This window comes from Microbacterium terrae, assembly GCF_017831975.1.
GTDB lineage: Bacteria > Actinomycetota > Actinomycetes > Actinomycetales > Microbacteriaceae > Microbacterium > Microbacterium terrae.
This window is the reverse complement of the sequence record NZ_JAFDSS010000001.1, coordinates 1599257-1624829: the sequence shown is the minus strand read 5'-3', so window position 1 is coordinate 1624829 and position 25573 is coordinate 1599257. Positions and strand designations below refer to the sequence as shown.

Annotated in this window: 30 protein-coding genes; 13 read left to right on the top strand and 17 right to left on the bottom strand. The window is 70.4% G+C overall.

The features are described 5' to 3' along the window. Positions 1-11: 11 nt before the first annotated feature. The 4 genes from sufC (at position 12) to JOD63_RS07525 (ending at position 3791) form a co-directional block, all read left to right on the top strand. Positions 12-809 (top strand): Fe-S cluster assembly ATPase SufC, encoded by a 798-nt coding sequence (gene sufC, locus JOD63_RS07540; RefSeq protein WP_045276984.1) that lies wholly within the window; start codon positions 12-14, stop codon positions 807-809. Between the two features lie 39 nt (positions 810-848). Further along, positions 849-1178: a metal-sulfur cluster assembly factor gene (locus JOD63_RS07535; protein ID WP_019179282.1), complete on the top strand. Its 330-nt coding sequence runs from the start codon at positions 849-851 to the stop codon at positions 1176-1178. Positions 1179-1254: 76 nt separating this feature from the next. Further along, positions 1255-2412: a MalY/PatB family protein gene (locus tag JOD63_RS07530; RefSeq protein WP_045276983.1), complete on the top strand. Its 1158-nt coding sequence runs from the start codon at positions 1255-1257 to the stop codon at positions 2410-2412. Beyond that, complete coding sequence (locus JOD63_RS07525) at positions 2409-3791, top strand: MFS transporter (protein WP_045276982.1); 1383 nt, start codon at positions 2409-2411, stop codon at positions 3789-3791. The genes JOD63_RS07530 and JOD63_RS07525 overlap by 4 nt, the downstream gene beginning before the upstream one ends. A 42-nt stretch (positions 3792-3833) precedes the next feature. On the opposite strand, the gene JOD63_RS07520 is transcribed toward JOD63_RS07525, so the two are convergent. After that, complete coding sequence (locus JOD63_RS07520) at positions 3834-4481, bottom strand: hypothetical protein (protein WP_045276981.1); 648 nt, start codon at positions 4479-4481, stop codon at positions 3834-3836. A gap of 81 nt (positions 4482-4562) precedes the next feature. Between JOD63_RS07520 and JOD63_RS07515 the strand changes: the two genes are divergently transcribed. Continuing rightward, entirely contained in the window at positions 4563-5981 is a 1419-nt protein-coding gene (locus tag JOD63_RS07515) for a glutamate decarboxylase (RefSeq protein WP_045276980.1), read from the top strand. Between the two features lie 43 nt (positions 5982-6024). Here JOD63_RS07515 and JOD63_RS07510 read toward each other — a convergent pair whose 3' ends face one another. The 6 genes from JOD63_RS07510 to JOD63_RS07485 all read right to left on the bottom strand — a co-directional run bounded on the left by JOD63_RS07510 (position 6025) and on the right by JOD63_RS07485 (position 11676). Next, positions 6025-6927 carry a siderophore-interacting protein gene (locus JOD63_RS07510; protein WP_045276979.1) on the bottom strand — a complete coding sequence of 301 codons (903 nt, stop codon included), beginning with the start codon at positions 6925-6927 and terminating at the stop codon, positions 6025-6027. Next, a complete protein-coding gene (locus tag JOD63_RS07505; RefSeq protein WP_045276978.1) occupies positions 6917-7759 on the bottom strand; it encodes an ABC transporter ATP-binding protein in 843 nt (280 codons plus the stop codon). The genes JOD63_RS07510 and JOD63_RS07505 overlap by 11 nt, the downstream gene beginning before the upstream one ends. Further along, the gene (locus tag JOD63_RS07500) at positions 7756-8808 is read right to left on the bottom strand and encodes a FecCD family ABC transporter permease (protein ID WP_045276977.1); all 1053 of its coding nucleotides are present in this window, start codon (positions 8806-8808) and stop codon (positions 7756-7758) included. Before JOD63_RS07500 ends, JOD63_RS07505 begins: the two co-directional genes overlap by 4 nt. Then, the gene (locus JOD63_RS07495; protein ID WP_084613731.1) at positions 8808-9863 is read right to left on the bottom strand and encodes a FecCD family ABC transporter permease; all 1056 of its coding nucleotides are present in this window, start codon (positions 9861-9863) and stop codon (positions 8808-8810) included. The genes JOD63_RS07500 and JOD63_RS07495 overlap by 1 nt, the downstream gene beginning before the upstream one ends. Beyond that, positions 9860-10888, bottom strand: coding sequence for an iron-siderophore ABC transporter substrate-binding protein (locus tag JOD63_RS07490; RefSeq protein WP_045276976.1), 1029 nt, complete (start codon positions 10886-10888; stop codon positions 9860-9862). Before JOD63_RS07490 ends, JOD63_RS07495 begins: the two co-directional genes overlap by 4 nt. A gap of 152 nt (positions 10889-11040) precedes the next feature. Next, positions 11041-11676: a biotin transporter BioY gene (locus JOD63_RS07485; protein WP_045276975.1), complete on the bottom strand. Its 636-nt coding sequence runs from the start codon at positions 11674-11676 to the stop codon at positions 11041-11043. Positions 11677-11834: 158 nt separating this feature from the next. Here JOD63_RS07485 and JOD63_RS07480 point away from each other — a divergent pair, with 158 nt between their 5' ends. After that, the gene (locus JOD63_RS07480; protein ID WP_045276974.1) at positions 11835-13433 is read left to right on the top strand and encodes an ABC-F family ATP-binding cassette domain-containing protein; all 1599 of its coding nucleotides are present in this window, start codon (positions 11835-11837) and stop codon (positions 13431-13433) included. A 48-nt stretch (positions 13434-13481) separates the two neighbouring features. Here the strand turns inward: JOD63_RS07480 and JOD63_RS07475 are convergent, their stop codons facing one another. The 4 genes from JOD63_RS07475 to JOD63_RS07460 are packed head-to-tail and all read right to left on the bottom strand — an operon-like array spanning position 13482 to position 15637. Beyond that, on the bottom strand, positions 13482-14402 hold the full coding sequence (locus JOD63_RS07475) for an SURF1 family cytochrome oxidase biogenesis protein (RefSeq protein ID WP_045276973.1): 921 nt from the start codon (positions 14400-14402) through the stop codon (positions 13482-13484). Then, positions 14399-14629 (bottom strand): hypothetical protein, encoded by a 231-nt coding sequence (locus JOD63_RS07470; protein ID WP_045276972.1) that lies wholly within the window; start codon positions 14627-14629, stop codon positions 14399-14401. Before JOD63_RS07470 ends, JOD63_RS07475 begins: the two co-directional genes overlap by 4 nt. After that, entirely contained in the window at positions 14626-15036 is a 411-nt protein-coding gene (locus JOD63_RS07465; RefSeq protein WP_045276971.1) for a DUF3099 domain-containing protein, read from the bottom strand. The genes JOD63_RS07470 and JOD63_RS07465 overlap by 4 nt, the downstream gene beginning before the upstream one ends. A 49-nt stretch (positions 15037-15085) precedes the next feature. Next, positions 15086-15637: a DUF4190 domain-containing protein gene (locus JOD63_RS07460; RefSeq protein WP_045276970.1), complete on the bottom strand. Its 552-nt coding sequence runs from the start codon at positions 15635-15637 to the stop codon at positions 15086-15088. Between the two features lie 111 nt (positions 15638-15748). On the opposite strand from JOD63_RS07460, the gene fabG reads away from it, so the two are divergent. Next, on the top strand, positions 15749-16459 hold the full coding sequence (gene fabG, locus JOD63_RS07455) for a 3-oxoacyl-ACP reductase FabG (RefSeq protein ID WP_045276969.1): 711 nt from the start codon (positions 15749-15751) through the stop codon (positions 16457-16459). A 15-nt stretch (positions 16460-16474) separates the two neighbouring features. On the opposite strand, the gene JOD63_RS07450 is transcribed toward fabG, so the two are convergent. Genes JOD63_RS07450 through JOD63_RS07440 form a run of 3 tightly spaced genes read right to left on the bottom strand, consistent with a single transcriptional unit; the run spans position 16475 to position 19148 of the window. Then, positions 16475-17182, bottom strand: a complete 708-nt coding sequence (locus JOD63_RS07450; RefSeq protein WP_045276968.1) for an alpha/beta fold hydrolase — start codon at positions 17180-17182, stop codon at positions 16475-16477. 39 nt (positions 17183-17221) lie between these two features. Further along, on the bottom strand, positions 17222-17860 hold the full coding sequence (serB, locus tag JOD63_RS07445; protein WP_045276967.1) for a phosphoserine phosphatase SerB: 639 nt from the start codon (positions 17858-17860) through the stop codon (positions 17222-17224). Positions 17861-17903: 43 nt separating this feature from the next. Continuing rightward, on the bottom strand, positions 17904-19148 hold the full coding sequence (locus JOD63_RS07440) for a glucose-1-phosphate adenylyltransferase (protein WP_045276966.1): 1245 nt from the start codon (positions 19146-19148) through the stop codon (positions 17904-17906). 46 nt (positions 19149-19194) lie between these two features. Between JOD63_RS07440 and glgA the strand changes: the two genes are divergently transcribed. From glgA to JOD63_RS07425, 3 genes are all read left to right on the top strand, one after another. After that, entirely contained in the window at positions 19195-20388 is a 1194-nt protein-coding gene (glgA, locus tag JOD63_RS07435; protein WP_045276965.1) for a glycogen synthase, read from the top strand. A gap of 9 nt (positions 20389-20397) precedes the next feature. Beyond that, a complete protein-coding gene (locus JOD63_RS07430) occupies positions 20398-21183 on the top strand; it encodes an ABC transporter ATP-binding protein (protein ID WP_045276964.1) in 786 nt (261 codons plus the stop codon). A gap of 122 nt (positions 21184-21305) precedes the next feature. Further along, positions 21306-21557: a type B 50S ribosomal protein L31 gene (locus JOD63_RS07425; protein WP_045276963.1), complete on the top strand. Its 252-nt coding sequence runs from the start codon at positions 21306-21308 to the stop codon at positions 21555-21557. A gap of 149 nt (positions 21558-21706) precedes the next feature. Here JOD63_RS07425 and JOD63_RS07420 read toward each other — a convergent pair whose 3' ends face one another. Then, positions 21707-22438, bottom strand: a complete 732-nt coding sequence (locus JOD63_RS07420) for an exonuclease domain-containing protein (protein ID WP_052682612.1) — start codon at positions 22436-22438, stop codon at positions 21707-21709. Here JOD63_RS07420 and JOD63_RS07415 point away from each other — a divergent pair. Both JOD63_RS07415 and JOD63_RS07410 read left to right on the top strand, forming a co-directional pair. Then, on the top strand, positions 22437-22586 hold the full coding sequence (locus JOD63_RS07415) for a hypothetical protein (RefSeq protein WP_169748419.1): 150 nt from the start codon (positions 22437-22439) through the stop codon (positions 22584-22586). The genes JOD63_RS07420 and JOD63_RS07415 overlap by 2 nt on opposite strands. Next, entirely contained in the window at positions 22583-23485 is a 903-nt protein-coding gene (locus JOD63_RS07410) for an alpha/beta fold hydrolase (RefSeq protein WP_045276962.1), read from the top strand. Before JOD63_RS07415 ends, JOD63_RS07410 begins: the two co-directional genes overlap by 4 nt. Here the strand turns inward: JOD63_RS07410 and JOD63_RS07405 are convergent. After that, complete coding sequence (locus tag JOD63_RS07405) at positions 23445-23999, bottom strand: CGNR zinc finger domain-containing protein (protein WP_045276961.1); 555 nt, start codon at positions 23997-23999, stop codon at positions 23445-23447. The two genes, JOD63_RS07410 and JOD63_RS07405, sit on opposite strands and share 41 nt — an antisense overlap. Positions 24000-24072: 73 nt before the next feature. Between JOD63_RS07405 and JOD63_RS07400 the strand changes: the two genes are divergently transcribed. Then, positions 24073-25116 (top strand): DMT family transporter, encoded by a 1044-nt coding sequence (locus JOD63_RS07400; RefSeq protein ID WP_045276960.1) that lies wholly within the window; start codon positions 24073-24075, stop codon positions 25114-25116. Here the strand turns inward: JOD63_RS07400 and JOD63_RS07395 are convergent. Next, positions 25088-25561, bottom strand: a complete 474-nt coding sequence (locus JOD63_RS07395) for an Lrp/AsnC family transcriptional regulator (protein ID WP_045276959.1) — start codon at positions 25559-25561, stop codon at positions 25088-25090. The two genes, JOD63_RS07400 and JOD63_RS07395, sit on opposite strands and share 29 nt — an antisense overlap. Between the last annotated feature and the right edge of the window lie 12 nt (positions 25562-25573).

Sequence of the window (25573 nt, the reverse complement as noted above, 5' to 3'; positions counted from 1 at the left end):
GGAATCTGAACATGACTGTCCTCGAGATCCGCGACCTGCACGTCACGGTCGAGACCGAAGCCGGCACCACGCCCATCCTCAACGGCGTGACGCTCACCATCCGCACCGGTGAGACCCACGCGATCATGGGCCCCAACGGCTCGGGCAAGTCCACGCTCGCCTACACGATCGCCGGCCACCCGAAGTACACCGTCGTCAGCGGCTCGATCACCCTCGACGGCGAGGACGTGCTCGAGATGTCCGTCGACGAGCGCGCCCGCGCGGGCCTCTTCCTGGCGATGCAGTACCCGGTGGAGATCCCCGGTGTCACGGTCACCAACTTCCTGCGCACCGCGAAGACGGCCATCGAGGGGGAGGCCCCCTCGATCCGCACGTGGACCAAGGACGTCAAGGCGTCGATGAAGGCCCTGCGCATGGACCCCAAGTTCGCGCAGCGCAACGTCAACGAGGGCTTCTCGGGCGGCGAGAAGAAGCGCCACGAGATCCTGCAGCTCGAACTGCTCAAGCCGCAGATCGCCGTGCTCGACGAGACCGACTCCGGCCTCGACGTCGACGCGCTGAAGATCGTGTCGGAGGGCGTGAACCGTGCGAAGGAGGCCACCGGCCTCGGCGTGCTGCTCATCACGCACTACACCCGCATCCTCCGCTACATCCGTCCCGACCACGTGCACGTGATGGTCGCCGGCCGTATCGTCGAGGAGGGCGGCCCCGAGCTCGCCGACCGTCTCGAGGACGAGGGCTACGACCGGTTCCTGCCCGCCGGCGAGGCGGAGCCCGCCGAGGCTCCCGCCGAAGCGGCGTCGGCCTGAACCGCCCGTGACCCCCTGTCGCAGACGTAGGATCGACGCATGACCGCCACTCTCACACCCGAGAAGTACGACGAGGTCACCGAGGCCCTGAAGGACGTGATGGATCCCGAGCTCGGGATCAATGTCGTCGACCTCGGCCTCATCTACGACCTCGCCTGGGACGACGAGAACGACGCGCTGGTCATCCACATGACGCTGACCTCGGCCGGCTGCCCGCTGACCGACGTGCTCGAGGAGCAGACCGCACAGGCGCTCGATGAGGTCGTCGACCGATTCCGCATCAACTGGGTGTGGATGCCGCCGTGGGGTCCGGAGCGCATCACCGACGACGGGCGCGACATGATGCGCGCCCTCGGGTTCGCCATCTGACGAGACCGTTCGGCGACGGTGTCGTCGGGTGACGGATGCGCCGCCCGCCGCCCGCGGCGCTCGATAGGCTCGACGGGTGAGTGTCACCCCCCTCGAAGCCCTCCCGATCGACGCGCTGCGTGAGCGTTCCAGCACGAAGTGGCGGCGGTACCCGCACGACGTGCTGCCGCTGTTCGTCGCCGAGACCGATTTCGCGCTCGCTCCGGCGGTGGCAGCTGCCCTGAGCCGCGCCGTCGAGCTGGGCGACACCGGGTACACGCCTCCGCAGCCCGGCGTCCGCGAAGGATACGCGGCGTTCGCTCAGCGTCGCTTCGGGTGGACGGTCGACCCCGCCAAGGTGCGGTGGACCGGCGATGTGATGATGGGCGTCGTCGAGCTGCTCCGCCAGGTGACCGCACCGGGTGATCGCGTGATCGTGACCCCGCCGGTCTACCCGCCGTTCTTCGACACGATCGAAGAGGCCGGAGCGGTGGTCGAGCGCGTGCCGCTGCTCGAGTCGGAGAAGGGCTGGCAGCTCGACCTCGCGGGTATCGAGGCCGCGCTCGTCGGCGGCGCCCGGAGCATCCTGCTCTGCAACCCGCACAACCCGACCGGCACCGCGCACTCGCGTGAGAGTCTGGCGGCCCTGGCCGACCTCGCCGAGCACCACGGGGCGAGCGTCATCAGCGACGAGATCCACGCCCCGCTCGTGCAGCCGGGAGTCGTGTTCACGCCGTTCCTCGCGGCGTCGGAGTCTGCGGAGCGGGTCGGATACATCGTGACGAGCGCGAGCAAGGCGTTCAACACGGCCGGCCTCAAATGCGCGCAGATCGTCACGGCGGGGGACAGGCCCACCGCGGTCGTCCGGGGCCTCGTCGACGAGGTCGAGTGGCGCACCGGACTGTTCGGGGCGATCGCGGCGGTGGCGTCGTTCGCGCCCGAGAGCGATGCGTGGCTCGACTCGCTCCTCGCGCGACTCGACGAGAACCGGCGCCTGCTCGCCGACCTGCTCGACGAGCACGTCTCCGGCGCCGTCTACCGCATCCCCGATGCCGGCTTCCTCGCGTGGGTCGACCTCACGGCGCTCGGCTGGGGCGACAACCCGGCGGTCAAGATCCTGAAGGAGGCGAAGGTGGCGCTGCACTTCGGCCCCCACTTCGGCGACGAAGGTCGCGGCCACGTGCGCATCAACTTCGGATGCTCGCCCGACGTGCTCCGCGAGGCGGTGCAGCGCATCGGCGCACTGATCGCATGAGCGCCGACTCCGGACGCGCGGTCGGCGTGTGGAGCGCGCGCTATGTGTGGGTGACCGTCGGCGCGATCGCGCTGATCTTCCTCGCGGCAACGCAGGCGCTGGCGGTCACCACGGTGATGCCGGTGGTGAGCGATGACCTGGACGGCGCGGCGCTGTTCGCCGTCGCCTTCGCCGGCACGCTCGCCACGAGCGTGATCGGCATGGTGGGAGCGGGCGCCTGGTGCGACCGCGCGGGTGTGCTCGGGCCGCTGACGACCGCGGTCGCGCTGTTCGTCGCGGGTCTCGTGATCGCCGGATGCGCCACCTCGATGGACATGCTCGTCATCGGGCGCCTCATCCAGGGCCTCGGCACGGGCGGCCAGACCGTCGCCCTCTACGTCGTCGTCGCCCGCGTCTATCCGGCCGCGCTCCACGGACGGGTGTTCGCGGCGTTCTCGGCAGCCTGGGTGATCCCGTCGCTCATCGGACCGGCCCTGGCCGGGGCGGTCGCGGAGTACCTGCACTGGCGATGGGTGTTCCTCGGAGTCGCGGCGCTCACCGTGGTCGCCTACGTGCTCGTGGTGGCGCGACTGCACGGCGTGGGACTCGCTCCCGTCGAACCCGCGCGCGATCCCTTCGCTTCCCGCCTCGCGTGCGCGGTCGTCGTGGCGATCGGCGCCCTCGTACTGAGCCTCGCCGGCGAATCCGGGCCGTGGGCGTGGGCGGTGGTCGCGGCATCCGTCGTCGTGATCGCCGCAGCGGTGCGCCCCCTCCTGCCGCCGCGTACGCTGCGCGCCGCAGCCGGGCTGCCGAGCGTCGTGCTGATGCGCGGTCTGATCGCCGCCTCGCTCTTCGCGGCCGAGATCTACGTGCCGTACCTGCTCATCGACGACTACGACTTCTCGCCCACCTGGGCCGGAGCCGGTCTCACCGCAGCCGCTGTCGCCTGGGCCGCGGCATCCGACGTTCAGGGCAGGTTCGGCGACCGCATCGGCAGCAGGCGAATCGCCCTGCTCGGCGTGACGATGCTCGCCACCGCGACCGCGACCGCGGGCCTCACCGCGCTCTGGCACCTGCATCCGGCCGTCGTGATCACCGGCTGGCTGCTGGCGGGAGCCGGGATGGGGCTGATGTACCCGCGCCTGACGGTGCTGACGCTCGGCTACTCGACACCGCAGAACCAGGGGTTCAACTCCGCGGGCCTGTCGATCTCCGAGAACGTGGCGGCTGCGATCTCGATCGCGTTCATGGGACTCGTGTTCACGGCGCTGGCGACGACGGATGCGGGCTTCCCCACGGTGTTCGCGATCGCGACGGTGCTCGCCCTCGTGGCCCTGGTGCCCGGGCTGCGGCTCGGACCTGCAGGCGGCGGGCGCGGCGGCGCCGATCGGGCTCCGTGACCTCCGACCGATCAGCGGGGCAGGAGGAATCTGCAGTGTACGTCAGGCGTCGGCCGGTGCGGCGGGCTCCTCGGCCTCGCGCCTGCTGAGCAGCGCGGCCACGAGGAAGCACAGCGCGCCGAGGAGGGTGCCGAGGTCGGCCGCGAGACCGCTGAGCTCATCGCCGGTGGCGGGGTCCGTCCAGGCGCCCACGGCCGAGATGCCGAAGAAGACCGATCCCGCCATATTCAGCCAGGTGCACCGCCAGACCCGCGCGTGCGGATCCCAGAGGCCGTCTCGGTCGGTGGTCGCCACCACGGCGAGCGCGCTCGCGATGAGGAAGGCGAGGGAGCCCCAGGCATCCGGTCGCCACCCCGCCTGACTGCCGGCGACGAGCCCGAGCGCGCTCAGGAGCGCAGCCACCGTGCTCACGTTGAACAGCAGGGTCCCCGCGAACTGGATCGCAGCGGACCACCAGTCCGCGCGATCCGCCCGCGTGGCGGATCGGCGGGGCGGGCGGCGGCCGCTCAGCGCCAGCTGGATGAACGCGGCGAGCGTGAAGAACACCGCGCCGACGACGAAGGTCGCGTCGGTGACGACGAGGCCGACGGCGTCGGCGTACCAGGGCACGGACCCCACGGCGAAGAGGGCCGCGCCGACGGCGAATCCCCATGCCTCACGGCGAAGCCGGAGCGCGCGGGGCGGAGTCATGCCGCCAGCATAGGAGTGCCGGGGGACGATCTCGCACGATCGCACTGCCGCGCCGCCGATCCGTGCCCTAATCTTCATGCCATGAAGACTCCGAACGCACGGCGGCAGGACTCCGATCCCGGCTTCACCGGAAACGGCGACAGCAATCAGCTGAATCCGATCTTCGCGCGCCCCGGGGAGGCGACGGACTTTCCGCTCAACGAACTCCCGCGCGGCGAATCGGCCCCGGAGACCGCGTACCAGGTCGTGCACGACGAGGCCATGCTCGACGGCAACTCCCGCCTGAACCTCGCGACCTTCGTCGGCACCTGGATGGACCCGCTGGCGGGGAAGCTCTACTCGGAGACCGTCGACAAGAACATGGTCGACAAGGACGAGTATCCGCAGACGGCGGCGATCGAGACGCGCTGCTGGAAGATGATCGCGAGCCTGTGGAACGCCCCCGATCCCGACGGGGCGATCGGCACCTCGACGATCGGATCCTCTGAGGCCTGCATGCTCGGCGGTCTCGCACTCAAGCGCCGTTGGCAGACGGCCCGGCGCGCCGCGGGCGTCTCGACGGAGAAGCCGAATCTCATCCTCTCGAGTGCGGTGCAGGTGTGCTGGGAGAAGTTCTGCAACTACTGGGACGTCGAGGCGCGGTATGTGCCGATCAGCGACGATCACAAGGTGCTCGACGGGCACGACCTCGACAAGTACGTCGATGAGAACACGATCGGCGTCGTGGCGATCATGGGCGTCACGTACACCGGCATGTACGAGCCGGTGGCCGAGATCGCGAAGGCGCTCGACCGCATCCAGGCCGATACCGGGCTCGACATCCCCATCCACGTCGACGGAGCATCGGGTGGGATGATCGCCCCGTTCCTGCAGCCCGACCTCGAATGGGACTTCCGCCTGGAGCGGGTCGCCTCGATCAGCACGTCGGCGCACAAGTACGGGCTGGTCTACCCGGGGCTCGGCTGGGTGGTCTGGCGGACCGTGGCGGACCTCCCCGCGGACCTGGTGTTCGACGTCACCTACCTCGGCGGCCACATGCCGAGCTTCGCCCTCAACTTCTCGCGGCCGGGCGCTCAGGTGCTGCTGCAGTACTACCTGTTCCTCCGGCTCGGGTGGGACGGGTACTACAAGGTGCAGAAGGCCTCGCAGGACGTGGCCGTCTACCTCGCGGGCGAGATCGGGAAGATGTCCGCGTTCGATCTGTGGAACGACGGCACCGACATCCCCGTGTTCGCCTGGCAGCTGGCGGCGGGGTACACCGACAAGTGGAACCTCTACCACCTGTCGGAGCGGCTGCGGCTGAAGGGCTGGCTGATCCCCGCGTATCCCATGCCCGACGATCTGACCGACCTCGTCGTGCAGCGAATCGTCGTTCGCAACGGACTGAGCCGCAACCTCGCCGAGAGTCTCATCGGCGACATCGCCGACGCCGTCGCCTACCTCGACGCGCTCGAATCGCCGATGCCGACCGAAGGGCTCGTCACCTCATTCACCCACTGACGCAGGGGCCGACCGCGGCCCTGTCGCGCCGAGTCCGGGGAGGTCAGTTCTCGGCTCGCCCCAGCCGCCAGTAGCCCATGAAGGCCACCGCGCGGCGGTCGACGCCCTGGTCGGTCACCAGATGCCGACGCAGCGCCTTGATCGCGCCGGCCTCACCCGCCATCCACGAGTACAGCGGTGCACTCTTGAGCGCGGCGCCGCCGCGCGCGGTGCGCGGCACCTCCCACAGGATGTCGTGGTCGATGTCGACCTCCTCGACCTCCGCGCCGCGCCCGGCGGGCGCGAGCGCGGCGACTGCGCTCTTGGTCGCCTCGACCAGGTGATCGTGCCGGGCGCCGGGTCCGCGCGCACTCACCTGGTAGTCGAATCCGGGATGCTTCGGCAGGTAGGCGACGTCGTCCTCGTGGGGGACTTCGAGCACGACCACGCCGGTGGCGTCGTCGGGGAGCTGCTCGAGGATGACGGCGATCGCCGGCGCGGCGGTCTCGTCGCCGACGAGGAGGACGTTCTCGGTGGCCGCGGGCGGCACGAAGTCGATCCCGTAGCTGACGCCCGTGTGCGCGGTCGTCGGGGCGAGGATCAGCACCTCGTCGCCGATGCCGGCGCGCTCGATCCACGCGGATGCCGGGCCGACCACGTCGTGCGCGACCATGTCGATGTCGACCTCGCGCAGCTCGCCGCGCACCGCGCGGGTCGTGTACGTGCGGAAGGGGAGGCGGGCCTCATCGGGGGAGGTGCGCCAGACGTCCCACCAGTCGTCGCCCGTCGGCATGGCGTCGAGGCTCAGCTCCTCGGTCGGGAACACCACCTTGATGCGCTGGTCGTAACCGGGGTCGCCGTACTCGGCGAAGTCGTCGCCGGTGAAGGTGAACCGGCGGAAGCTGGGGGTGAGGTCGGTGATCGCGCTCACCCGTGCCCGGAAGAATCTCATCGTGCTAGCGGCCATCGTTTCCTCCTGCATGGGTGGGCGTGGGGGCGGGCAGCACGTGGTGGCGCCCGCGGGGCAGCACGATCGGCGTGCCCGAGACGGGGTCGGCGATGACGAGGCAGTCCAGGTCGAACACCTCGCGGACGAGGTCGCTCGTCAGGATGTCGGCGGGCGCGCCGCTCGCGACCAGTCGCCCCTGCCGGAGGGCGAACAGCCGATCGGCGTAGCGCGCGGCGAGATTGATGTCGTGGAGCACCATGACGATCGTGGTGCCCCGGCGCTGATTGAGGTCGGTCAGCAGATCGAGCACCTCGATCTGGTGCGACACGTCGAGGAACGTCGTCGGCTCGTCGAGGAGGAGGATGTCGGTCTCCTGTGCGAGCGCCATGGCGATCCACACCCGCTGCCGCTGCCCGCCCGACAGCTCGTCGACCGATCGATCGGCGAGATCGAGCACGCCGGTCGCCGTGAGTGCTTCGGCGACCGCCCGATCGTCGTCGGTGGTCCAGGAACGGAACATTTTCTGGTGCGGGTGGCGCCCCCGGCCGACCAGGTCGGCGACGACGATGCCCTCGGGCGCGATCGGCTGCTGGGGCAGCAGGCCGAGGGTGCGTGCGAGTTCCTTGGTCGGGATCTCGTCGATGCGCTTGCCGTCGAGGACCACTGCACCGCTGCGCGCCGGGATGAGGCGCGAGATCGTCTTGAGCAGCGTCGACTTGCCGCACGCGTTCGCCCCGACGATGACGCTGATCGCTCCCGACGGGATCTCGACGTCGATGCCGTCGACGACCACGCGGCCGCCGTATCCGGCTACGAGGCCATCGGTGTGAAGCTGGTGCTCCGGGGTCATGACGAGCCTCCTCGGCGGCTGGTTCGGATCAGGAGGTAGATGAGGTACGGCGCCCCGAGGATGCCGGTGATGACGCCGACCGGGAATGAGGTGTCGAAGGCGAACTGCCCGATGAGGTCGGCCGCCAGCACGAGCGCTGCACCTGTCAGGGCTGCCGGGACGATCGGCGATCCACCCGGCCCGACGATGCGCAACGCGATGGGCCCGGCGAGGAACGCCACGAAGGCGATCGGGCCGGTCGTGCCGGTCGCGACGCACGCGAGCGCGACCGCCGACACCACCAGGAGCACGCGGGTGCGATCGACGCGAACACCGAGCGCTGTCGCCGATGCTTCGCCGAGTTCGAGAGCGCCGAGGCTGCGCCCGAGGATCACCACCACCGGCACGAGGACGACGACAGCGATCGCGAGGGGCGGGAGCTCGTCCATGCGCGCGCCGTTGAGGCTGCCGGTCATCCAACGGGTGGCGACCGACAGATCCCATACCGCTGCACGCAGGAGGAGGAAAGCGACGACCGCGTCGAGCATGGCGCCCACGCCGATGCCGATGAGGATGAGCCTTCCGCCTGTGGATTCGCCTCCGCGCGCCGCGACGTAGATCACGAGGGCGGTGCCGATGCCCGCCGCGATCGCGAGCGCCATCGTCGCGGCGTTGCTCCAGTGGAGGATGACGAGCGAGAGGATCGCGGCGGCGCTCGCGCCGGAGGTGATGCCGATCACGTCAGGGCTGGCGAGCGGATTGCGCAGCATGGTCTGGAACGTGGCTCCCGCGACGCCGAAGGCCGCCCCGGCGAGGACCGCGGTGAGAGCGCGCGGAAGGCGCAGTGAGCCGACCGTGAACGAGGCGCCGGGGACCTGTTGCCCGGTGAGGACGGCGATGACGTCGGACACGGGATAGATCGTGTTGCCGAGCATGAGCATCGCGCCGAAGAGGATGACGATGAGCGCGCCCAGCACCGACATCGCGATGACCCGGCGCCGCCGACGGCGGAGCCGCCCGGCGCGGACGTCGATGATCGGGCGTTCGGAGGTGAGCGAGGGGGCGGCCATCACATCGCCTTCAATCGGGTGCGGCGGGCGATGGCGATGAGGACGGGAGCGCCGAGGAAGGCGGTGATGATGCCGGCCTCGACCTCGCCGGGCGAGCCGAGCACGCGGCCGATGGTGTCAGCGAGGGTGAGGAGCACGGCGCCGCCGATGGCGGACAAAGGCAGCAGCCAGCGCTGATCGGGGCCGGCGACCTGGCGGACCGCGTGGGGCACCATCAGCCCCACGAATCCGATGGGACCGGCGATCGAGGTGACGGCGGCGCACAGCGTCACACCGGCGATCGCGGCGATGACCCGGATACGGCCGACGTGCACACCGAGTCCGGTGGCGACGTCGTCGCCGAGTGCCAAGCCGTTGAGGCCCGTCGCGCAGAGGAGGGCGACGATCGTCCCGATGACGAGCACCGGGACGATGACGGCCATGGTCTCCCAGTCGGCGCGACCGACGTTGCCGATCTGCCAGTAGCGGAACTCGTCCATGACCGCCTGGCGGGGGAGGAGGATCGCCGCGACGAGCGACGACAGCGCCGCGGTCGTCGCCGCCCCGGCGAGGGCGAGCTTGATCGGAGTGGTGCCGCCGGCACCGACGGAGCCGACGAAGTAGACGAAGAATGCCGTGATGAACGCGCCGACCAGAGCGAGCCCGAGATAGCCGAGTGCGCTCGACACGCCGAGGAAGGCGATGCCGATCACCACGGCGAGTGCGGCTCCCGTGTTGACCCCGAGGATGCCGGGATCGGCGAGCGGGTTGCGCGTGATCGCCTGCATGAGAGCGCCCGACAGGGCGAGGGCTGCGCCGGCGAGAAGCGCCAGCACGGTGCGGGGGATGCGGCTCTGCACCGCGAGCGCGCCGATGTCGGTGGGGGTCTGGCCGGTGAACCAGGCGCCGATGCCCTCGACGACCTGCTCGACCGACACTCCGCGCGAGCCGAAGGACAGCGAGATGACGATCGAGCACACCACGGCGATGAGCCCGAAGATGAGGACGGCGACGCGGCGCCGCGCGCCCACCTGTGTGGTGGGCGCGCGGCGCAGTGCGGCGATCGTGTCGGTCACTGAACCTTCGCTGCCGCGTCGGTGAGGTCGGTCACGTACTGGTCGAGGACCCACGGGATCGACAGGGCGGTCGGGCTGACCGCGGCGCTGTACGCGTCACCCTCGCCGACTGCCACCACAGCGCCGTTCTGCACGGCGGGGAGCGTGCTCCACAGCGGGTCGGCCTGAAGTGCGGGCAGGAGCGTCTCGTCGCCGTAGGTCACGATGACGTCGACGCCCTCGAGCTGGTCGGCGTTCTCGGCGCTGTAGTCGAGGTAGAACGAGCCCTCGGCGGCGGCGTCGATCGCGACCTGCGGCAGGTCGAACCCGAGGTCGTTCAGGAACGCGGTGCGCGAGTCGCCGTTCGTGTAGAGGGAGACCGTCGACAGATCGGCGGGCGACATGTAGAAGAAGGCGGCGGTCTTGCCCTCGAAGGCGGCGTCTGCCGTCGCATCCGCGATCTGCTGCTCGATGTCGGCGACCAGCGCCTCGCCCTCGGCCTCGAGGCCGAGTCCCGTCGCGTTCAGGGTGATCTGGTCGCGCCACGGCGTGAACCAGGGGATGTCGGGGAACGAGACGACGGGGGCGATGTCGCTGAGCGTCGCGTAATCCTCTTCGCTCAGACCTGACTGCGCTGCCAGGACGACCTGGGGCGCGGTATCGGCGATCGCCTCGAAGTCCACTCCGTCGGTCGTGTCGAAGAGCACGGGCAGGTCGGCGCCGAGTTCGTCGAGCTTGTCGCTCGTCCATTCGTACACGTCGGGCTCGCTCGCACCGCTCCACGCCCACACCTGGGCATCCATCCCGACCGGCACGATGCCGAGCGCGAGCGCGACATCCTGGTTGCCCCAGGCGATCGTCGCGACGCGCTCGGGCTTCTCGTTGATGGTCGTCTCGCCATAGGCGTGCTCGACGGTGACCGGGAAGACGCTGCCGCCGGACTCGGCGGTGTCGTCGGCTGCGGGCTCTGCCGAGCCGGTGGCGCAGCCGGTGAGGAGGAGGGCGGATGCTGCGGCGACGCCGAGGGCGAGACGGGTACGGGGCACGGGAAGCTCCAAGCTGTGGGATTCCACCCGGGAGGGTGTTAGGACAGCCTTACTTTACCCAGGGACGCGGATGCTGCGAAATCGCTGTGTCGGCGAATGAAGACGGGGCTCGGGCCGCTCTCGCGGTCCGAGCCCCGTTGCGGGCGTCGACGTCAGTCGCGCTTCGCGCGGTCCGCGGCGCGCACGAGCGCCCACGCACCGGGGATCAGCAGGGCGGCGATCGCTGCCTTGACGAGACCGCCGACGATGAAGGGGAACAGGCCGAATTCGAGGATCTGCCAGAACGTGAACGAGCCACCGGTGACGACGTTCAGGACGAGCGCCATGTAGGGGATGCCGAAAACGAACGGAACGGCACTCGCGGCGACGAAGCCGAGGAAGGCGAGCCAGGGCTTGCGGTCCCAGCGGCGCTCGGCGAACCAGCCGGCGAGGAAGGCTGCCGGGATGAAGCCGAGGATGAAGCCGAAGCTGGGCTTGGCGACCGTGGCGATCGTGCCGGTGAACTCGGCGAACACCGGGAGTCCGGCGAGGCCCATCAGCAGGTAGGTGGTGAGAGCCGCGGCACCGCGGCGCGACCCCAGCGCGGCGCCGACGACGACGACGGCGAGGGTCTGACCCGTGATCGGCACGGGCCACAGCGGAATCGTGACCTGGGCGAACGCGGCGACCACGAGGGCGCCGGTGACGACGAGCGCCGCATCGACGGCGAAGGCGCGGACACGGGACGACGGGTGCGGGATGACGTCGGCGAGGACGCGGCGGGCGGAGGGAGCGGCGATCGTAGACATGGCTCTCAGCCTAGGGGCGGGTCTGCGCACGTTCTTGAACGCAGTACACCAAGCCTCGGGCGGGCGGCTGTCGGCTTCCCACAGGCTGGCCCACGGTAGACTCGGACGCTGGCCACTCGGCCGACTCACCACTTTCCCCGATGGAACGGACGTCTGCTGTGCTCGCCGTGCACGAACTCGAGATCCGCGTGGGTGCACGCGTGCTCATGTCCGACGTGGCGTTCCGCGTGTCCGCCGGCGACAAGATCGGGCTGGTCGGCCGCAACGGCGCCGGCAAGACGACGCTCACCAAGGTGCTCGCGGGCGACCTGATCCCCGCCGACGGCAAGGTGGAGCGCTCCGGCGAACTCGGCTACCTGCCACAGGATCCGCGCTCGGGAGATCCCGAGATGCTGGCCCGCACCCGCATCCTCGACGCGCGCGGCCTCGGGTCGCTCGCGATCGGCATGCACGAGGCATCCCTCGCCATGGGTGACACCGACCCGGCGGTCGCCGACAAGGCGATGCGCAAGTACGCGAACCTCACCGAGCGCTTCGAGGCGCTCGGCGGCTATGCGGCCGAGGCGGAAGCCGCCTCGATCGCGCACAACCTGTCGCTTCCGGATCGCATCCTCGACCAGCCGCTGAAGACGCTCTCAGGCGGACAGCGCCGTCGCATCGAACTCGCCCGCATCCTGTTCTCGGACGCGCAGACGATGATCCTCGACGAGCCGACCAACCACCTCGACGCCGACAGCGTGGTGTGGCTGCGGGAGTTCCTCAAGGGGTACAAGGGCGGTCTCATCGTCATCTCCCACGACGTCGAGCTCGTCGGCGAGACGGTGAACCGCGTGTTCTACCTCGACGCCAACCGCCAGGTCATCGACATCTACAACATGAACTGGAAGAACTACCTGCGTCAGCGGGTGGCCGATGAGGAGCGCCGCAAGAAGGAGCGCGCCAACGTCGAGAAGAAGGCGAGCGTGCTGCAGCAGCAGGCTGCCCGATTCGGCGCCAAGGCCTCCAAGGCCGCCGCCGCGCACCAGATGGTCGCGCGCGCCGAGAAGATGCTGGCAGGCCTCGACGACGTGCGTCAGGACGAGCGCGTGGCGAAGCTGCGCTTCCCGAAGCCGGCCCCGTGCGGCAAGACGCCGCTCATGGCATCGGGACTGTCGAAGTCGTACGGCTCGCTCGAGATCTTCACCGACGTCGACCTCGCGATCGACCGCGGCTCCAAGGTCGTCGTGCTCGGTCTCAACGGCGCCGGCAAGACCACGCTCCTGCGCATCCTCGCGGGTGTCGACAAGCCCGACACCGGCCAGCTCGAGCCGGGGCACGGCCTCAAGATCGGGTACTACGCCCAGGAGCACGAGAACCTCGACGTGAACCGGTCGGTGCTCGAGAATATGATGTCGGCCGCTCCCGACATCACCGCGACCGAGGCGCGCAAGGTGCTCGGTTCGTTCCTGTTCACCGGCGACGACGTGCTGAAGCCCGCCGGCGTGCTCTCGGGCGGCGAGAAGACCCGCCTGTCGCTGGCGACGCTCGTCGTCTCGAGCGCGAACATGCTGCTCCTCGACGAGCCGACGAACAACCTCGACCCCGCATCGCGCGAGGAGATCCTCGGGGCGCTCGCCCACTACGAGGGTGCGGTCGTGCTCGTCTCGCACGACTCCGGCGCGGTCCACGCGCTCAACCCGGAGCGCGTGCTCATCCTCCCCGACGGCGTCGAAGACATCTGGGGCCGCGACTACATCGACCTCATCGAACTGGCGTAGTCCGATCACCGGCTGCCGCACAGGGGTGCGGCGGAGTCGGCGGCCGGTTCAGCGGCGAGAGGCGTCGATCAGTGCGTCTTCGTCGTCGGCGTCGCGATCGCGCCGTGCTCGGGGAGGCCTCGGCACGCGCGGGGCCGTCGCGGTGCCGGATGCCGCGGCGAGGGCATTCGTCTGCTCGGATGCCGCGGCCGCGTCGTCCTCGGCGTCTTCGCGCCGGTGGCGCCGCTCGGTGCGGATCACGTAGCCGATGAACACGAAGCCCATCACCGCGAAGAGGATCCACTGGATCGCGTACGACAAGTGCGGGCCGGGGTCTTCGGAGGGGGGGTCGAGTGCCGTCGGGCGCGTGGCGGGAGCCGGATCCTCCGACACCATCACCCCGTAGGCGCTCGTCTCGACGTCGGCGCCCGAGGGGATCGTGTCGGCGATGAGGGGGAGATTGATCGTCGGCACCTGGCCCTCGGGGGCTGAGCGCCCCGAGGAGGGCAGCTGTTCGCCCACGCGCATGCGCACGACGACCGTCGCTTCGCCCTCGGGGGCCGCCGGGATGACATCGGGGTCGGGCTGGTCCGCACCGGGCGGCACCCAGCCCCGGTCGACGATCACCACGCGACCATCATCCAGACGGAAAGGGACGAGCACCTCGAACGCCGAGGTGCCGCCGTGGGGGCGATTGCGCGCGAGCAGCAGTTCGTCGGACAGGTACTCCCCGACGAGCTCGACGGGGCGCCACTCGTCGGAAGCCGCGAGCTCGCCTCCCGCCGGAATCAGCGTGTCGAGCGCCACCGGCGCCTGGTCGTAGTTGTCGGCGACGAGCTGCAGCTGCGCCGACCGTTCCTCGTTGCGGCTGAACTGCCAGTGCGAGAGGAACGCGCACGCGATCGCGAAGACGAGCGCGAGGGCGAAGTAGACGGCCCATCGGCCCGCCGTGGGGAGGTTCTGCATGCTGACTGCGCGGCGGGGGCTCATCGAGATGCCTCTGTCGACGCGTCGATGGCGTGCACCTCGACGGGGAACGAACGCGCGGCGAGGTACTCGCGCAGGAAATCGCGGTGCTCGTCGCACGCTGCCCAGGACTTCACGCGATCCGCCGCGTGGATCCGGGGGTTGCGCCAGTCGATGCGCCACCGGGCGTCGGCCCGGCACCCCGCACGCGAACAGACGGCGGGAGCGGCGGACGGGCTGCCCTCGCTCACGCGGTCCCGCCCGTGGGCGCGGGGGAGTCGGAGTCGGGATCGTCGGGTGTCGTCGCCGGGCTGTCGGGGGAGTCAGCGCTCTCGTGCAGTCTGAGGACCGGGTGCGTCTCCGGGTCGACGTCGGTCGGATGCGGCGTCGCCGCAAGGGTCGGCTGCGGGTCCTCCGGTCGGTTGCGTCGCGCCTCTTCGCCGACGTTCGCCGAGACCACGGCGATGTACGGGATCAGGATGGCGGCCGCGCCGAGCACCCAGGTGTACCAGCCGTACGGCGTGATGACGACCATGAGGATGAAGCACGCGATGCGCACACCCATCATGACGAGATACCTGTTGGATCGCGCGCCGAGTTCGTCGCGCGGAGCGCGCGGCAGCGATGTGGCGGACTGCGCCCGGTCGGAGTTCTTCACGGTGATTCCAGGGTACGCCGACGCGCGCGCGTCGGCGCACCCTCCGGCGTCACGCCGAGCCGTAGGTGGTAGCAGTCGCGGCGAAGAGCCCGATCAGCAGGACGAAGAGGATGAGGCCGAGCACGAGGAGTCCGACGCCGATCCAGCCCATGATCACGCCGCCGAGCGCCATGCCGCGACCCTGCTCGCCGGTCTGCTTCACCTGGCGCAGCGCCATGTGGCCGGTGATGACGCCGACGATCGAGCCGATGCCCGGAATGAGGGTGAGGCCAGCGATCGACGAGATGAGCGCGACGATCGCGAGCGTGTTCGTGCGTGCCGATGCGCCGTAGGGGTACGGGGGCGCACCGTACCCGTAAGCAGGTGCGGCGCCGTAGGCGGGTGCCGCGCCGTAACCGGGCGCTGCGCCGTAAGCGGATTCGGGGGCAGTGGGGGCACCGTAGGCGGGAGGCGGCGAGTACGCCGGGGGAGGCCCGTACGCCGGAGCGCCGTAGGGCGCGGCGGGCGGCGTCTGCGGCTGCGCCGCCGGAGCGGGAGCCGTGGGCGGGTACGGCTGGGTCGGCTGGTCGGGGTGCGCGTCAGCCGCGTTCGGGTCGGTCACAGCGGGCCTTTCGTCGGGTTCACCGTCCAGGCTTCCAGCGCTCGACGCGGGGTGTCAACCGACGCGCCGATAGGCTGGTGCGGTTCTGTCCCACACCCTCCGGGAGTCGCCATGTCCACCGAACGCGTCGTCCTCGTCACCGGCGGCAACCGCGGCATCGGCCGTGCCATCGCCGAGCGCTTCGTCGCGCTCGGCTACAAGGTCGCCGTCACGGCGCGCTCCGGCGAGGGCCCTGAGGGCACGCTCACCGTCCGCGCCGACGTCACCGACGCCGCAGCGGTCGACGCGGCGTTCACCGAGGTCGAGACTGCGCTCGGCCCGATCGAGATCGTCGTGGCGAACGCCGGCATCACCAAGGACATGCTGCTGCTGCGCATGAGCGAGGACGACTTCGACAGCGTCGTGTCGACCAATCTGGGCGGCACCTTCCGCGTGGTCAAGCGCGCGTCGAAGGGCATGCTGCGTGCCCGCTGGGGTCGCGTCGTGCTCATCTCGAGCGTCGTCGGGCTGTACGGCTCGGCCGGCCAGATCAACTACTCCGCCTCCAAGAGCGCGCTCGTGGGCTTCGCACGGTCGCTCACGCGCGAGCTCGGCGGCCGCGGCATCACCGCGAACGTGGTGGCGCCCGGGTTCATCGAGACCGACATGACGGCCGAGCTCCCCGAGGCGACCCAGGCGGAGTACAAGAAGAACATCCCCGCCGGCCGCTTCGCGTCGGCCGACGAGGTGGCGGGTGTGGTCGCGTGGATCGCCTCCGACGACGCCGCCTACATCTCGGGCGCCGTCATCCCGGTCGACGGCGGCCTCGGCATGGGCCACTGAGCCTCAGGCCTCCACTCACGCGAGCGCGTCGAGGATCGCCGCCCCGACGCGCTCGGGCTTCGCCAGCTGCGGCCAGTGCCCGGTGGGCTCGCCGGGGGCGTTGAGCTGGATGATCCGCAGATCGGCCAGCGACGCGAGCTCCGCAGCCCACTCCGGCGCCGCCTCGATGATGCCGCGGATCTCGGCCTCGGGAACGGTGCCGGTGATCATCGTCGCCGGCACAACCCGGCGCCGTTCATCGCGGAGTCGCAGCGGCGAGGTGGGGACGAGCTCGGGCACCGACAGGGTGCGCTCGGATGCCGCGGCGCGGGTCGCCGCGTCCAGATCGGCGACCTCGCCCTCCTCGAAGAAGTCCCAGCCCGGGAAGGGGATCACTCCGTCGACCACCGGGAACTCCCAGATCGTCTGTCCGTCGCCGGGCGGGAACGTGTCGAGGAAGACGACCTGGGCCACGCGCTCGGGGCGCGCGTCGAGCGCCCCGTAGACGACGTTCCCGCCGCCGGAGTGGCCCACGAGCACCACCGGACCGTCGACTCGATCGATCGTGTCGACCGTGGCTGCCACCCAGTCATCGATGGTGATGCCGCGAGCGGCCTCGCCGTCGGCGCCGACGCCCGGCATCGTCAGGGGGTGTGTCACGTGCCCGGCTCGCTCGAGAGCGGGCACCACCCCGTCCCACGAGGATGCGTCGAGCCAGAGTCCGGGAACCAGGATGATGTCCATGCGCCGACGCTAGCGCGCCCGTGCGACATCCCGGGGCCGTCAGGGGAGAAGCGCGACGACCTCGGCGAGATCGACCGGGCCCACGACCACATCGGCCTGCGCGCGGACGGCGGGCTTGGCATTGAACGCCACCCCGAGGCCGGCGACCGCCATCATCTTCAGGTCGTTCGCGCCGTCGCCGATCGCGATCGTGCGGGCGAGGGGGACGCCCCGCTCGGCAGCCCACTCCGTCAGCGTCGCGGCCTTCGCCGCAGCATCCACGATCTCGCCGTCGACCACGCCGGTGAGGGTGCCGTCCGCCGCAGCCAGGCGGTTCGCCCGCCACACGTCGACGCCGAGAGCGGGTGCCACCGTGTCGAGCACCTCGTGGAATCCGCCCGAGACGACGCCCACGACGCCACCGCGATCGTGGACCGCCGCGATCAGCTCGCGCACGCCGGGCGTCGGCTCGATGCGCGAGATCACCGTGGCGAACGCGGCGACGGGAACGCCTGTGAGCGCTTCGACGCGGGAGCGCAGGCTCGTCGCGAAGTCGACCTCGCCGCGCATCGCGGCCTCGGTGGCCGCCGCGACCTCGGGGCCGCGGCCCGCCTCGTCGGCGATGAGCTCGATGACCTCGTTGCGGATCAGCGTGGAGTCGGCGTCGAGCACGACGAGGAAGCGGGCGGGATGCGGCATCCCTCCACGCTAGCGGGGCGTGACGCCGCCTCCGAAACGGGGGTCACCGTTCGACGCGTACGCCCTTGCCGACGACCGTGATGCCGCTGTCTGTGACGGTGAAGCCGCGCGCGAGGTCCTTCTCGCGGTCGACGCCCACGGTCGCGCCCTCGGCGAGCACGACGTTCTTGTCGAGGATGGCGCGGTGGATGCGCGCGCCCGCGCCGACGTGCACGTGGTCGAACAGCACCGAGTCGGTGATCGTCGAGCCGCCTCCGGCGAGCGTCCACGGGCCGACCACGCTGCGCTCGAGGTGGGTGCCCGACAGCACCGACCCGAGCGAGACGATCGAGTCGATCGCGTTGCCGATGCGCCCGACCGAGTCGCGCACGAACTTCGCCGGCGGCGAGTTGACCGCCTGCGAGTGGATCGGCCAGTCGGTGTTGTAGAGGTTGAAGATCGGGAGCGTCGAGATGAGGTCGCGATGCGCGTCGAAGAACGAATCGATCGTGCCGACGTCGCGCCAGTAGGACCGATCGCGATCGGTGGAGCCGGGAACGTCGTTGCGCTTCATGTCGTAGACGCCGGCCTCGCCGCGGCCGACGAAGTACGGCACGATGTCGCCGCCCATGTCGTGGTTCGACGTCGGCATCTCGCCGTCGGCCTCGACGGCCTCGATGAGCGCATCGGTATCGAAGATGTAGTTGCCCATCGAGGCGAGCACCTCGCCGGGGGAGTCGGCGAGACCGGTCGGGTGCTGCGGCTTCTCGAGGAAGTCGCGGATGCGAGCAGGGTCTTCGGGGTCGACGTCGATCACGCCGAACTGGTCGGCGAGGCCGATGGGCTGGCGGATGCCGGCGACGGTGGCGCGGGCGCCGGACGCGATGTGCGCGTCGAGCATCTGACGGAAGTCCATCCGGTACACGTGGTCGGCGCCGATCACGACGACGATGTCGGGCTGCTCGTCGTTGATCAGGTTGAGGCTCTGCAGGATGGCGTCGGCGGAGCCCGAGAACCACCGCTTGCCGAGGCGCTGCTGCGCCGGGACGGAGGTGACGTAGGAGTCGAGCAGAGCCGACATGCGCCAGGTCTGCGAGACGTGGCGGTCGAGGCTGTGCGACTTGTACTGGGTCAGCACGACGATCTGGCGCAGGCCCGAGTTGATGAGATTCGATATCGCGAAGTCGATCAGCCGGTATTGGCCCCCGAAGGGCACAGCGGGCTTGGCCCTGTCCGCGGTGAGCGGCATGAGGCGCTTTCCCTCGCCGCCGGCGAGGATGATTCCGAAGACCTTCGGCGCTGCAGGCATGGGTCAACACTATGGCCACCGGTAGCGCTGTACTAGCGTTCGACACATGCGCGTCGACATCATCACCAAGGAATATCCGCCGGAGGTCTACGGCGGCGCCGGAGTGCACGTCACCGAGCTCGTCGGGGCGCTGCGCTCCTCGATCGACGTGCGCGTGCGCGCGTTCGGAGCGGAGCGTGCCGAGGAGGGGACCAGCTCGTACGGCGTGCCGACAGAGCTCGCCGCGGCGAACGCCGCCGTGCAGACGCTCGGCACCGATCTCGAGATCGTGAGCGACGTCGCCGGTGCCGACGTGGTGCACAGCCACACCTGGTATGCGAATTTCGCCGGGCACCTCGCGTCGCTCCTGCACGGCATCCCGCACATCGTGACGGCGCACAGCCTCGAGCCGCTGCGGCCGTGGAAGGCCGAGCAGCTCGGCGGCGGGTACGCCGTGTCGAGCTGGATCGAGAAGACCGCCTACGAGGGGGCGGCGGCCGTGGTGGCCGTCAGCGGCGGGATGCGCGCCGACATCCTCCGCAGCTACCCGCAGCTCGACCCGGCGAAGGTGCGCGTGATCTACAACGGCATCGACGTCGAGGCGTGGCATCCGGTCGACGACCCCGCGGTCCTCGCCGCCGAGGGCATCGATCCCGCCCGCCCGTCGGTCGTGTTCGTCGGGCGCATCACCCGGCAGAAGGGGCTGCCGTACTTCCTGCGTGCCGCCGAGCAGCTGCCGCCCGAGGTGCAGGTGATCCTCTGCGCCGGTGCGCCCGACACGCCCCAGATCATGTCGGAGGTCGAAGGGCTCGTCCGTGGCCTCCAGTCCACCCGCGACGGCGTGGTGTGGATCGATCGGATGCTGCCGCGGCATGAGCTGTGCGCGATCCTCACGGCCGCCACCACCTTCGTCTGCCCGTCGGTGTACGAGCCCCTCGGCATCGTCAACCTCGAGGCGATGGCGTGCGGCGCCGCGGTCGTGGGCACCGCGACGGGCGGCATCCCCGAGGTCGTCGTCGACGGCCAGACCGGGCGGCTCGTCCCCATCGAGCAGGCGCAGGACGGCACCGGCACGCCGGTGGACCCCGACGCCTTCGTGGCGGATCTGGCCCGCGTCCTCACCGAGGTCGTCTCCGATCCCGTGCTCGCGCGCGCATACGGCGAGGCGGGTCGCGAACGCGCCCGCACCGCCTTCAGCTGGCAGAGCATCGCCGACGAGACGCGGGCGCTGTACGCAGAGGTCATCGCCGACGGCAGATAGGCTGGTCGTATGCCGCAGGTGCTCGAGTTCTCCGACGTCGTCGTCCGCCGAAACGCCAGGAACATCGTCGACCACCTGGAATGGTCGGTCTCCGATGACGAGCGCTGGGTGGTGCTCGGCCCGAACGGCGCCGGCAAGACGACGGTGCTCCAGCTCGCCGACACCCTGATCCACCCCACATCGGGCGCGGTGACGATCCTCGGCGAGCGTCTCGGGCGCACGGATGTCTTCGAGCTGCGCCCCCGCATCGGCTTCGCCTCGTCGGCGATGGCGCGCCGCGTGCCGCCGGAGGAGAACGTGCTCGACGTCGTGCTCACCGCGGCGTACTCGGTGCTCGGCCGCTGGCGCGAGGACTATGAGGACATCGACGAGCGCCGCGCGCTGCGGGTGCTGGCGGAGTGGCACCTCGACCACCTCGCCGACCGCACGTTCGGAACCCTCAGCGACGGCGAGCAGAAGCGGGTGCAGATCGCCCGCGCCGTGATGACCGATCCTGAGCTGCTGCTGCTCGACGAGCCGACAGCGAGCCTCGACCTCGGCGCGCGCGAGGAGCTCCTCGCCCTCCTCGGCGGCTACGCGCAGGCGCCGACGACCCCCGCGATGATCATGGTCACCCACCACGTGGAGGAGATCCCGGTGGGCTTCACCCACGTGCTGCTGCTGCGTGAGGGGCGTGCCGTCGCGGCCGGCCCGATCGCGCAGACGCTCACCGCCGACGCGCTGACCGAGACCTTCGGCGTCACCATCCGCCTCTCCGAGGAAGACGGCCGCTACGCCGCCCGGGCGACGCGCTGACCGTCGCGTCGCCCGATTCCGCGAGAACGCGCCAGGGCTGGTAGACTCGACCCTTGGTGCGCTCGCACCACAGACTTTGTCCGCCCTGGCAAAATCCAGGGCACCTCATTCAAAGGACTCCCATGAAGACTGACATCCACCCCGAATACCAGGCAGTCGTGTTCCGCGACCTCGGCTCGGGCGACACGTTCCTCACCCGTTCGACGGTGACCAGCGACAAGACGATCGAGCTCGACGGCGTCGAGTACCCCGTCATCGACGTCGAGATCTCCTCGGCCTCGCACCCGTTCTACACGGGCAAGCAGCGCATCATGGACTCGGCCGGTCGCGTCGAGAAGTTCAACCAGCGCTTCAAGAACTTCGGCTCCAAGTAAGTCCGAGAGCCTGCAGGAGCCCCGCTTCGGCGGGGCTCTTCGCGTTTCCGGGGGAGCGGATGCCGCTGTGGCCACCGCTTTCCGGTGAGCTCACCGACGAACGGGGAGTCGGCAGGACCCGGGCGGCCGTGCCGACCCCGCGGCCGGCGTCAGCGGATCGGCCAGCGACCGTCGAGGCGTTCCTCGGGATCGATGCGGCCGATCTTCACGAAGTACTCGGTCAGGCTCTCGGCCTGGGCTCGTGCCCACCCGATCTGACGGGTGTGCAGCTCGGCGACCGAGTCGGGGAGCCAGGCCGCGTACCGCTCGGCGAGCGCCTGCGCGACCCGCCCGGCAGCGACCGCGTCGGCCGAGGCGTCGTGCGCGCCGTCGAGGCGCACGGCGTAGTGCTCGGCGACGACCGACAGTGTGCGCTTGCCCCGGCGCCAGCGGTCGTACGCCTTGTCGACGACGAGCGGATCGATCACCGGCGACGGGTCGACGATGGGATCGATCCCGTGGCGCAGCGCCTCGTACTTCAGCAGCGAGAAGTCATACGGAGCGTTGTAGGCGACGATCGGGAGCCCGGCGTCGAGGAGCCCGCGCAGCGCCGCGACGACCTCGGCGACGACGTCGGCTGCCGGACGGCCCTCGGCGCGCGCCCGCTCCGTGGTGATGCCGTGCACCGCAGTGGCGCCCTCGGGGATGTCGATGCCGGGGTCGGCCAGCCAGTCGCGGGCGTTCAGCACACCGCCCTGTGCGTCGAGCAGCCCGACGTGCGCGCTGACGATGCGGTCATGACCGACATCGACGCCGGTGGTCTCGAGGTCGAAGACCCCCACCACCTGCAGCCACTCGGGGCGCTCGAACATCGCGAGCGGCTCGGGGCGCCAGCGGTCCATGTCTTCCACGGTATGCGTCGCCTCCGACATCGCCGGGGAGGCGCTCCGCATCGCGCAGCCGCCGTGCTGCGCCGCCGGCCGCGCAGCCGCCGTGCTGCGCCGCCGGCGGCCGTGGCTTCCGACGCCGGTCGTTAGACTCGACGAGTGACCGTGGCCAACCCGTACGCAGCGCTCCTGGACGCGATTCCGGTCGAGCGCCGTGTCGCCGCGGTGCTCGGCGGCGAGACGGCGTACTGGGTGTACGGCCCTGACGACGCCCATGCCCCCACCGTGATCGCCGTGCACGGATTCCGCGGCGACCATCACGGCCTCGAGCCCGTCGTCGCCCACCTCCCGGGTGTGCGGGTGATCTCGCCCGACCTTCCGGGGTTCGGCGAGACCGCGCCCCTGCCCGGTCGCCGGCACGACCTCGACGCCTATGCCGCATGGCTCACGCACTTCGCCGAGGCGGTCGCGCCGGGTGCGGTGATCCTCGGGCACTCGTTCGGTTCGATCGTGGTCTCCGCCGCGGTGGCGGGCGGACTCGAGACGCCCCGCGTCGTGCTCGTGAACCCGATCGGCGCGCCGGCGCTCGAGGGGCCGCGCGGCATCCTCACCCGTCTCGCGGTCTTCTACTACTGGGCAGGCGCGCGGCTTCCCGCGAAGATCGGCGACGCGCTGCTGCGCAACGGGCTCATCGTGCGGGTGATGAGCGTGTCGATGGCGAAGACGAAGGATGCCGAACTGCGGCGCTTCGTGCACGATCAGCACGACACGTACTTCTCGCGCTTCGCCGACCGCGACGTGCTGCACGACGCGTTCCTCGCATCGGTCTCGAACGACGTGCGCGCGTTCGCGCCGCGCATTCCGCAGCCGGTGCTGCTGGTCGCGGCGGTGCGCGACGACATCACGCCGATCGAAGCGGAGCGGCACCTCGCGACGCTGTTCGCCGATGTCGAGCTCGTCGAGATCCCCGATGTCGGCCATCTCATCCATTACGAGACGCCGGCTCCGGCCGCCGAGGCGATCAGGCGCTTTCTCGTGCCTTCCGCGCCCGGTACGCGTTGACGTTCATGCGGTTGCCGCAGTTGCCGCTGTCGCAGTAGCGCTTCGACCCGTTCTTCGAGTAGTCGATGTAGGCGCCTTCGCAGTCGTCTGCCGCGCACAGCCGCACCCGGTCGTACTCGTCTGCTCGGATCACGTCGACGAACGCCATGGCAGCTTCGACGAGCATGCGCGTCGCGAGCGGCGACTCGTCGGAGGTCGCGTGGATGTGCCAGTCGTACTCGTCGTGGATGACGAGACGGGGGAGTGCCTCGCCGTCGGCGAGCATCGAGTTGACGAGGGGCACCGCCCCCGCGCGGTCGACGCGCCAGAGCGCGGCCAGTCGCCCGCGCACCTCGCGCACGGCGGCGAGCGCGGCGGCATCCGTGCGCACCGGGCCGGAGTAGGGGTTCTGGACGAGGAAGGCGTCGAGGTCGGAGACCGTCTCGAGCGTGTCGGTGCCATCGAACCCGGGCAGGGTGTTGACGAGGTCGACGACCATCATCAGCGTGCGTTTCGTGTCATGGATGAAAACCACGTTGACTCCTGACATGGCGGGCGGTACTGTCACCAGTGTACGCACTCTTCACTCATGACAGTCGGATGCCGCCATGACCGCTCCCACCGCCCCGATCCCGGTGATCCTCGGCCCCGCTCCGGCGCGTCTGCAGACGAGCGGCCTCGTGCTGGCCGTCGCATCGGCGTTCGCGTTCTCGTCGAGCGGACCGTTCGTGAAGCCCCTCCTCGAGGCGGGCTGGTCGCTCGGCGCCGCACTCCTCGTGCGCATGGGCATCGCCGGACTGGTGCTCTCGCCGGCCCTCGTTCGCGCGCTGCGCGCGAACCCCGGGCTGCTGCGCCGGCATTGGCGCATGTTCGCCGGATTCGGCCTCATGCCCGTGCTCGGCTGCCAGCTCTTCTTCTTCTCGGCGATGCAGCGGATGCCGGTGGCCGTCGCGCTGCTCATCCAGTACCTTGCGCCGGTGATGCTCGTCGTGTTCGTCTGGGCGCGTACGCGCCGCCGCCCCTCGGCACTCGTGCTGTGGGGCTCGGTCGTGGCGATCGGCGGGCTCGTGCTCGTGGTCGACATCGCCGGCGCATCCTTCGACCTGCTCGGCACTCTGCTCGGCCTCGCCGCCGCCGTCTGCGTCTGCGCGTACTTCGTGCTCGCCGAGCGCACCGGCGACGACCTGCCCTCGCTTGCGCTGGCCTCTGGCGGTCTGCTGATCGGCGCCGTCGTGATGGGCGGGCTCTGCCTCACCGGGATCATGCCGTTCGCCGCACCCGCGGTGGAAGTGGTGCTCGCGGGCGTGACGGTGCCGTGGTGGATGCCGCTGCTCTGGGTGGCGGCGGTGGGCACCACCCTGGGCTACGCGCTCGGGGTGATGGCCGTGCCCCGCGTCGGCTCGCGGGTGGCCTCGTTCGTCGGGCTGTCGGAGGTGCTGTTCGCCCTCGGGTTCGCGTGGATCTTCCTCGGCGAGACTCCGGCTCCGATCCAGTTCGTGGGCGGCGCGCTCATCCTCGCTGGCGTGGTGCTCATCAAGGTGGACGACGTGCGCAACGCTCCGGAGCGCCTCGCGCGCCGGGCGCTTCGTGCGCCGATGAGTGCGACGCCGACGAGTGCGACGCCTACGGCTCCTGTCGCGCCAGCTCCATGAGCGGAGTCACGCGATGGGGGATGACCTCGCCCATCACGAGCGACGTCTCGGTGCGCTCGACGCCCTCGATCGCGAGGATGCGGGCATCCGTGTCGAACAGGTGCTGCGTGTCGCGGCACGCTACGCGCACCAGCAGATCGACCTGACCCGACAGTCCGTGGGCCTGGACGACCTCGGGCACGCGGGAGAGGTCGACCGCGATGCGCGGCAGATCCGCCTGGCGCACGATCACGCTGATGAATGCTTCGATCGGGTAGCCGAGTGCCGACGACGAGAGCGATCGCTCGTACGAGAGGAAGACACCCGATCGCTCCAGGCGGGCCATGCGGGCCTGGACGGTGTTGCGCGAGAGTCCGAGGCGCTCCGCCAGTGCCACGACCGTCGCGCGGGGGTCTGCGGACAGTGCCGTGAGAAGCTCCAGGTCGACGTGATCGAGTGAACTCATAGTGCGTAACGT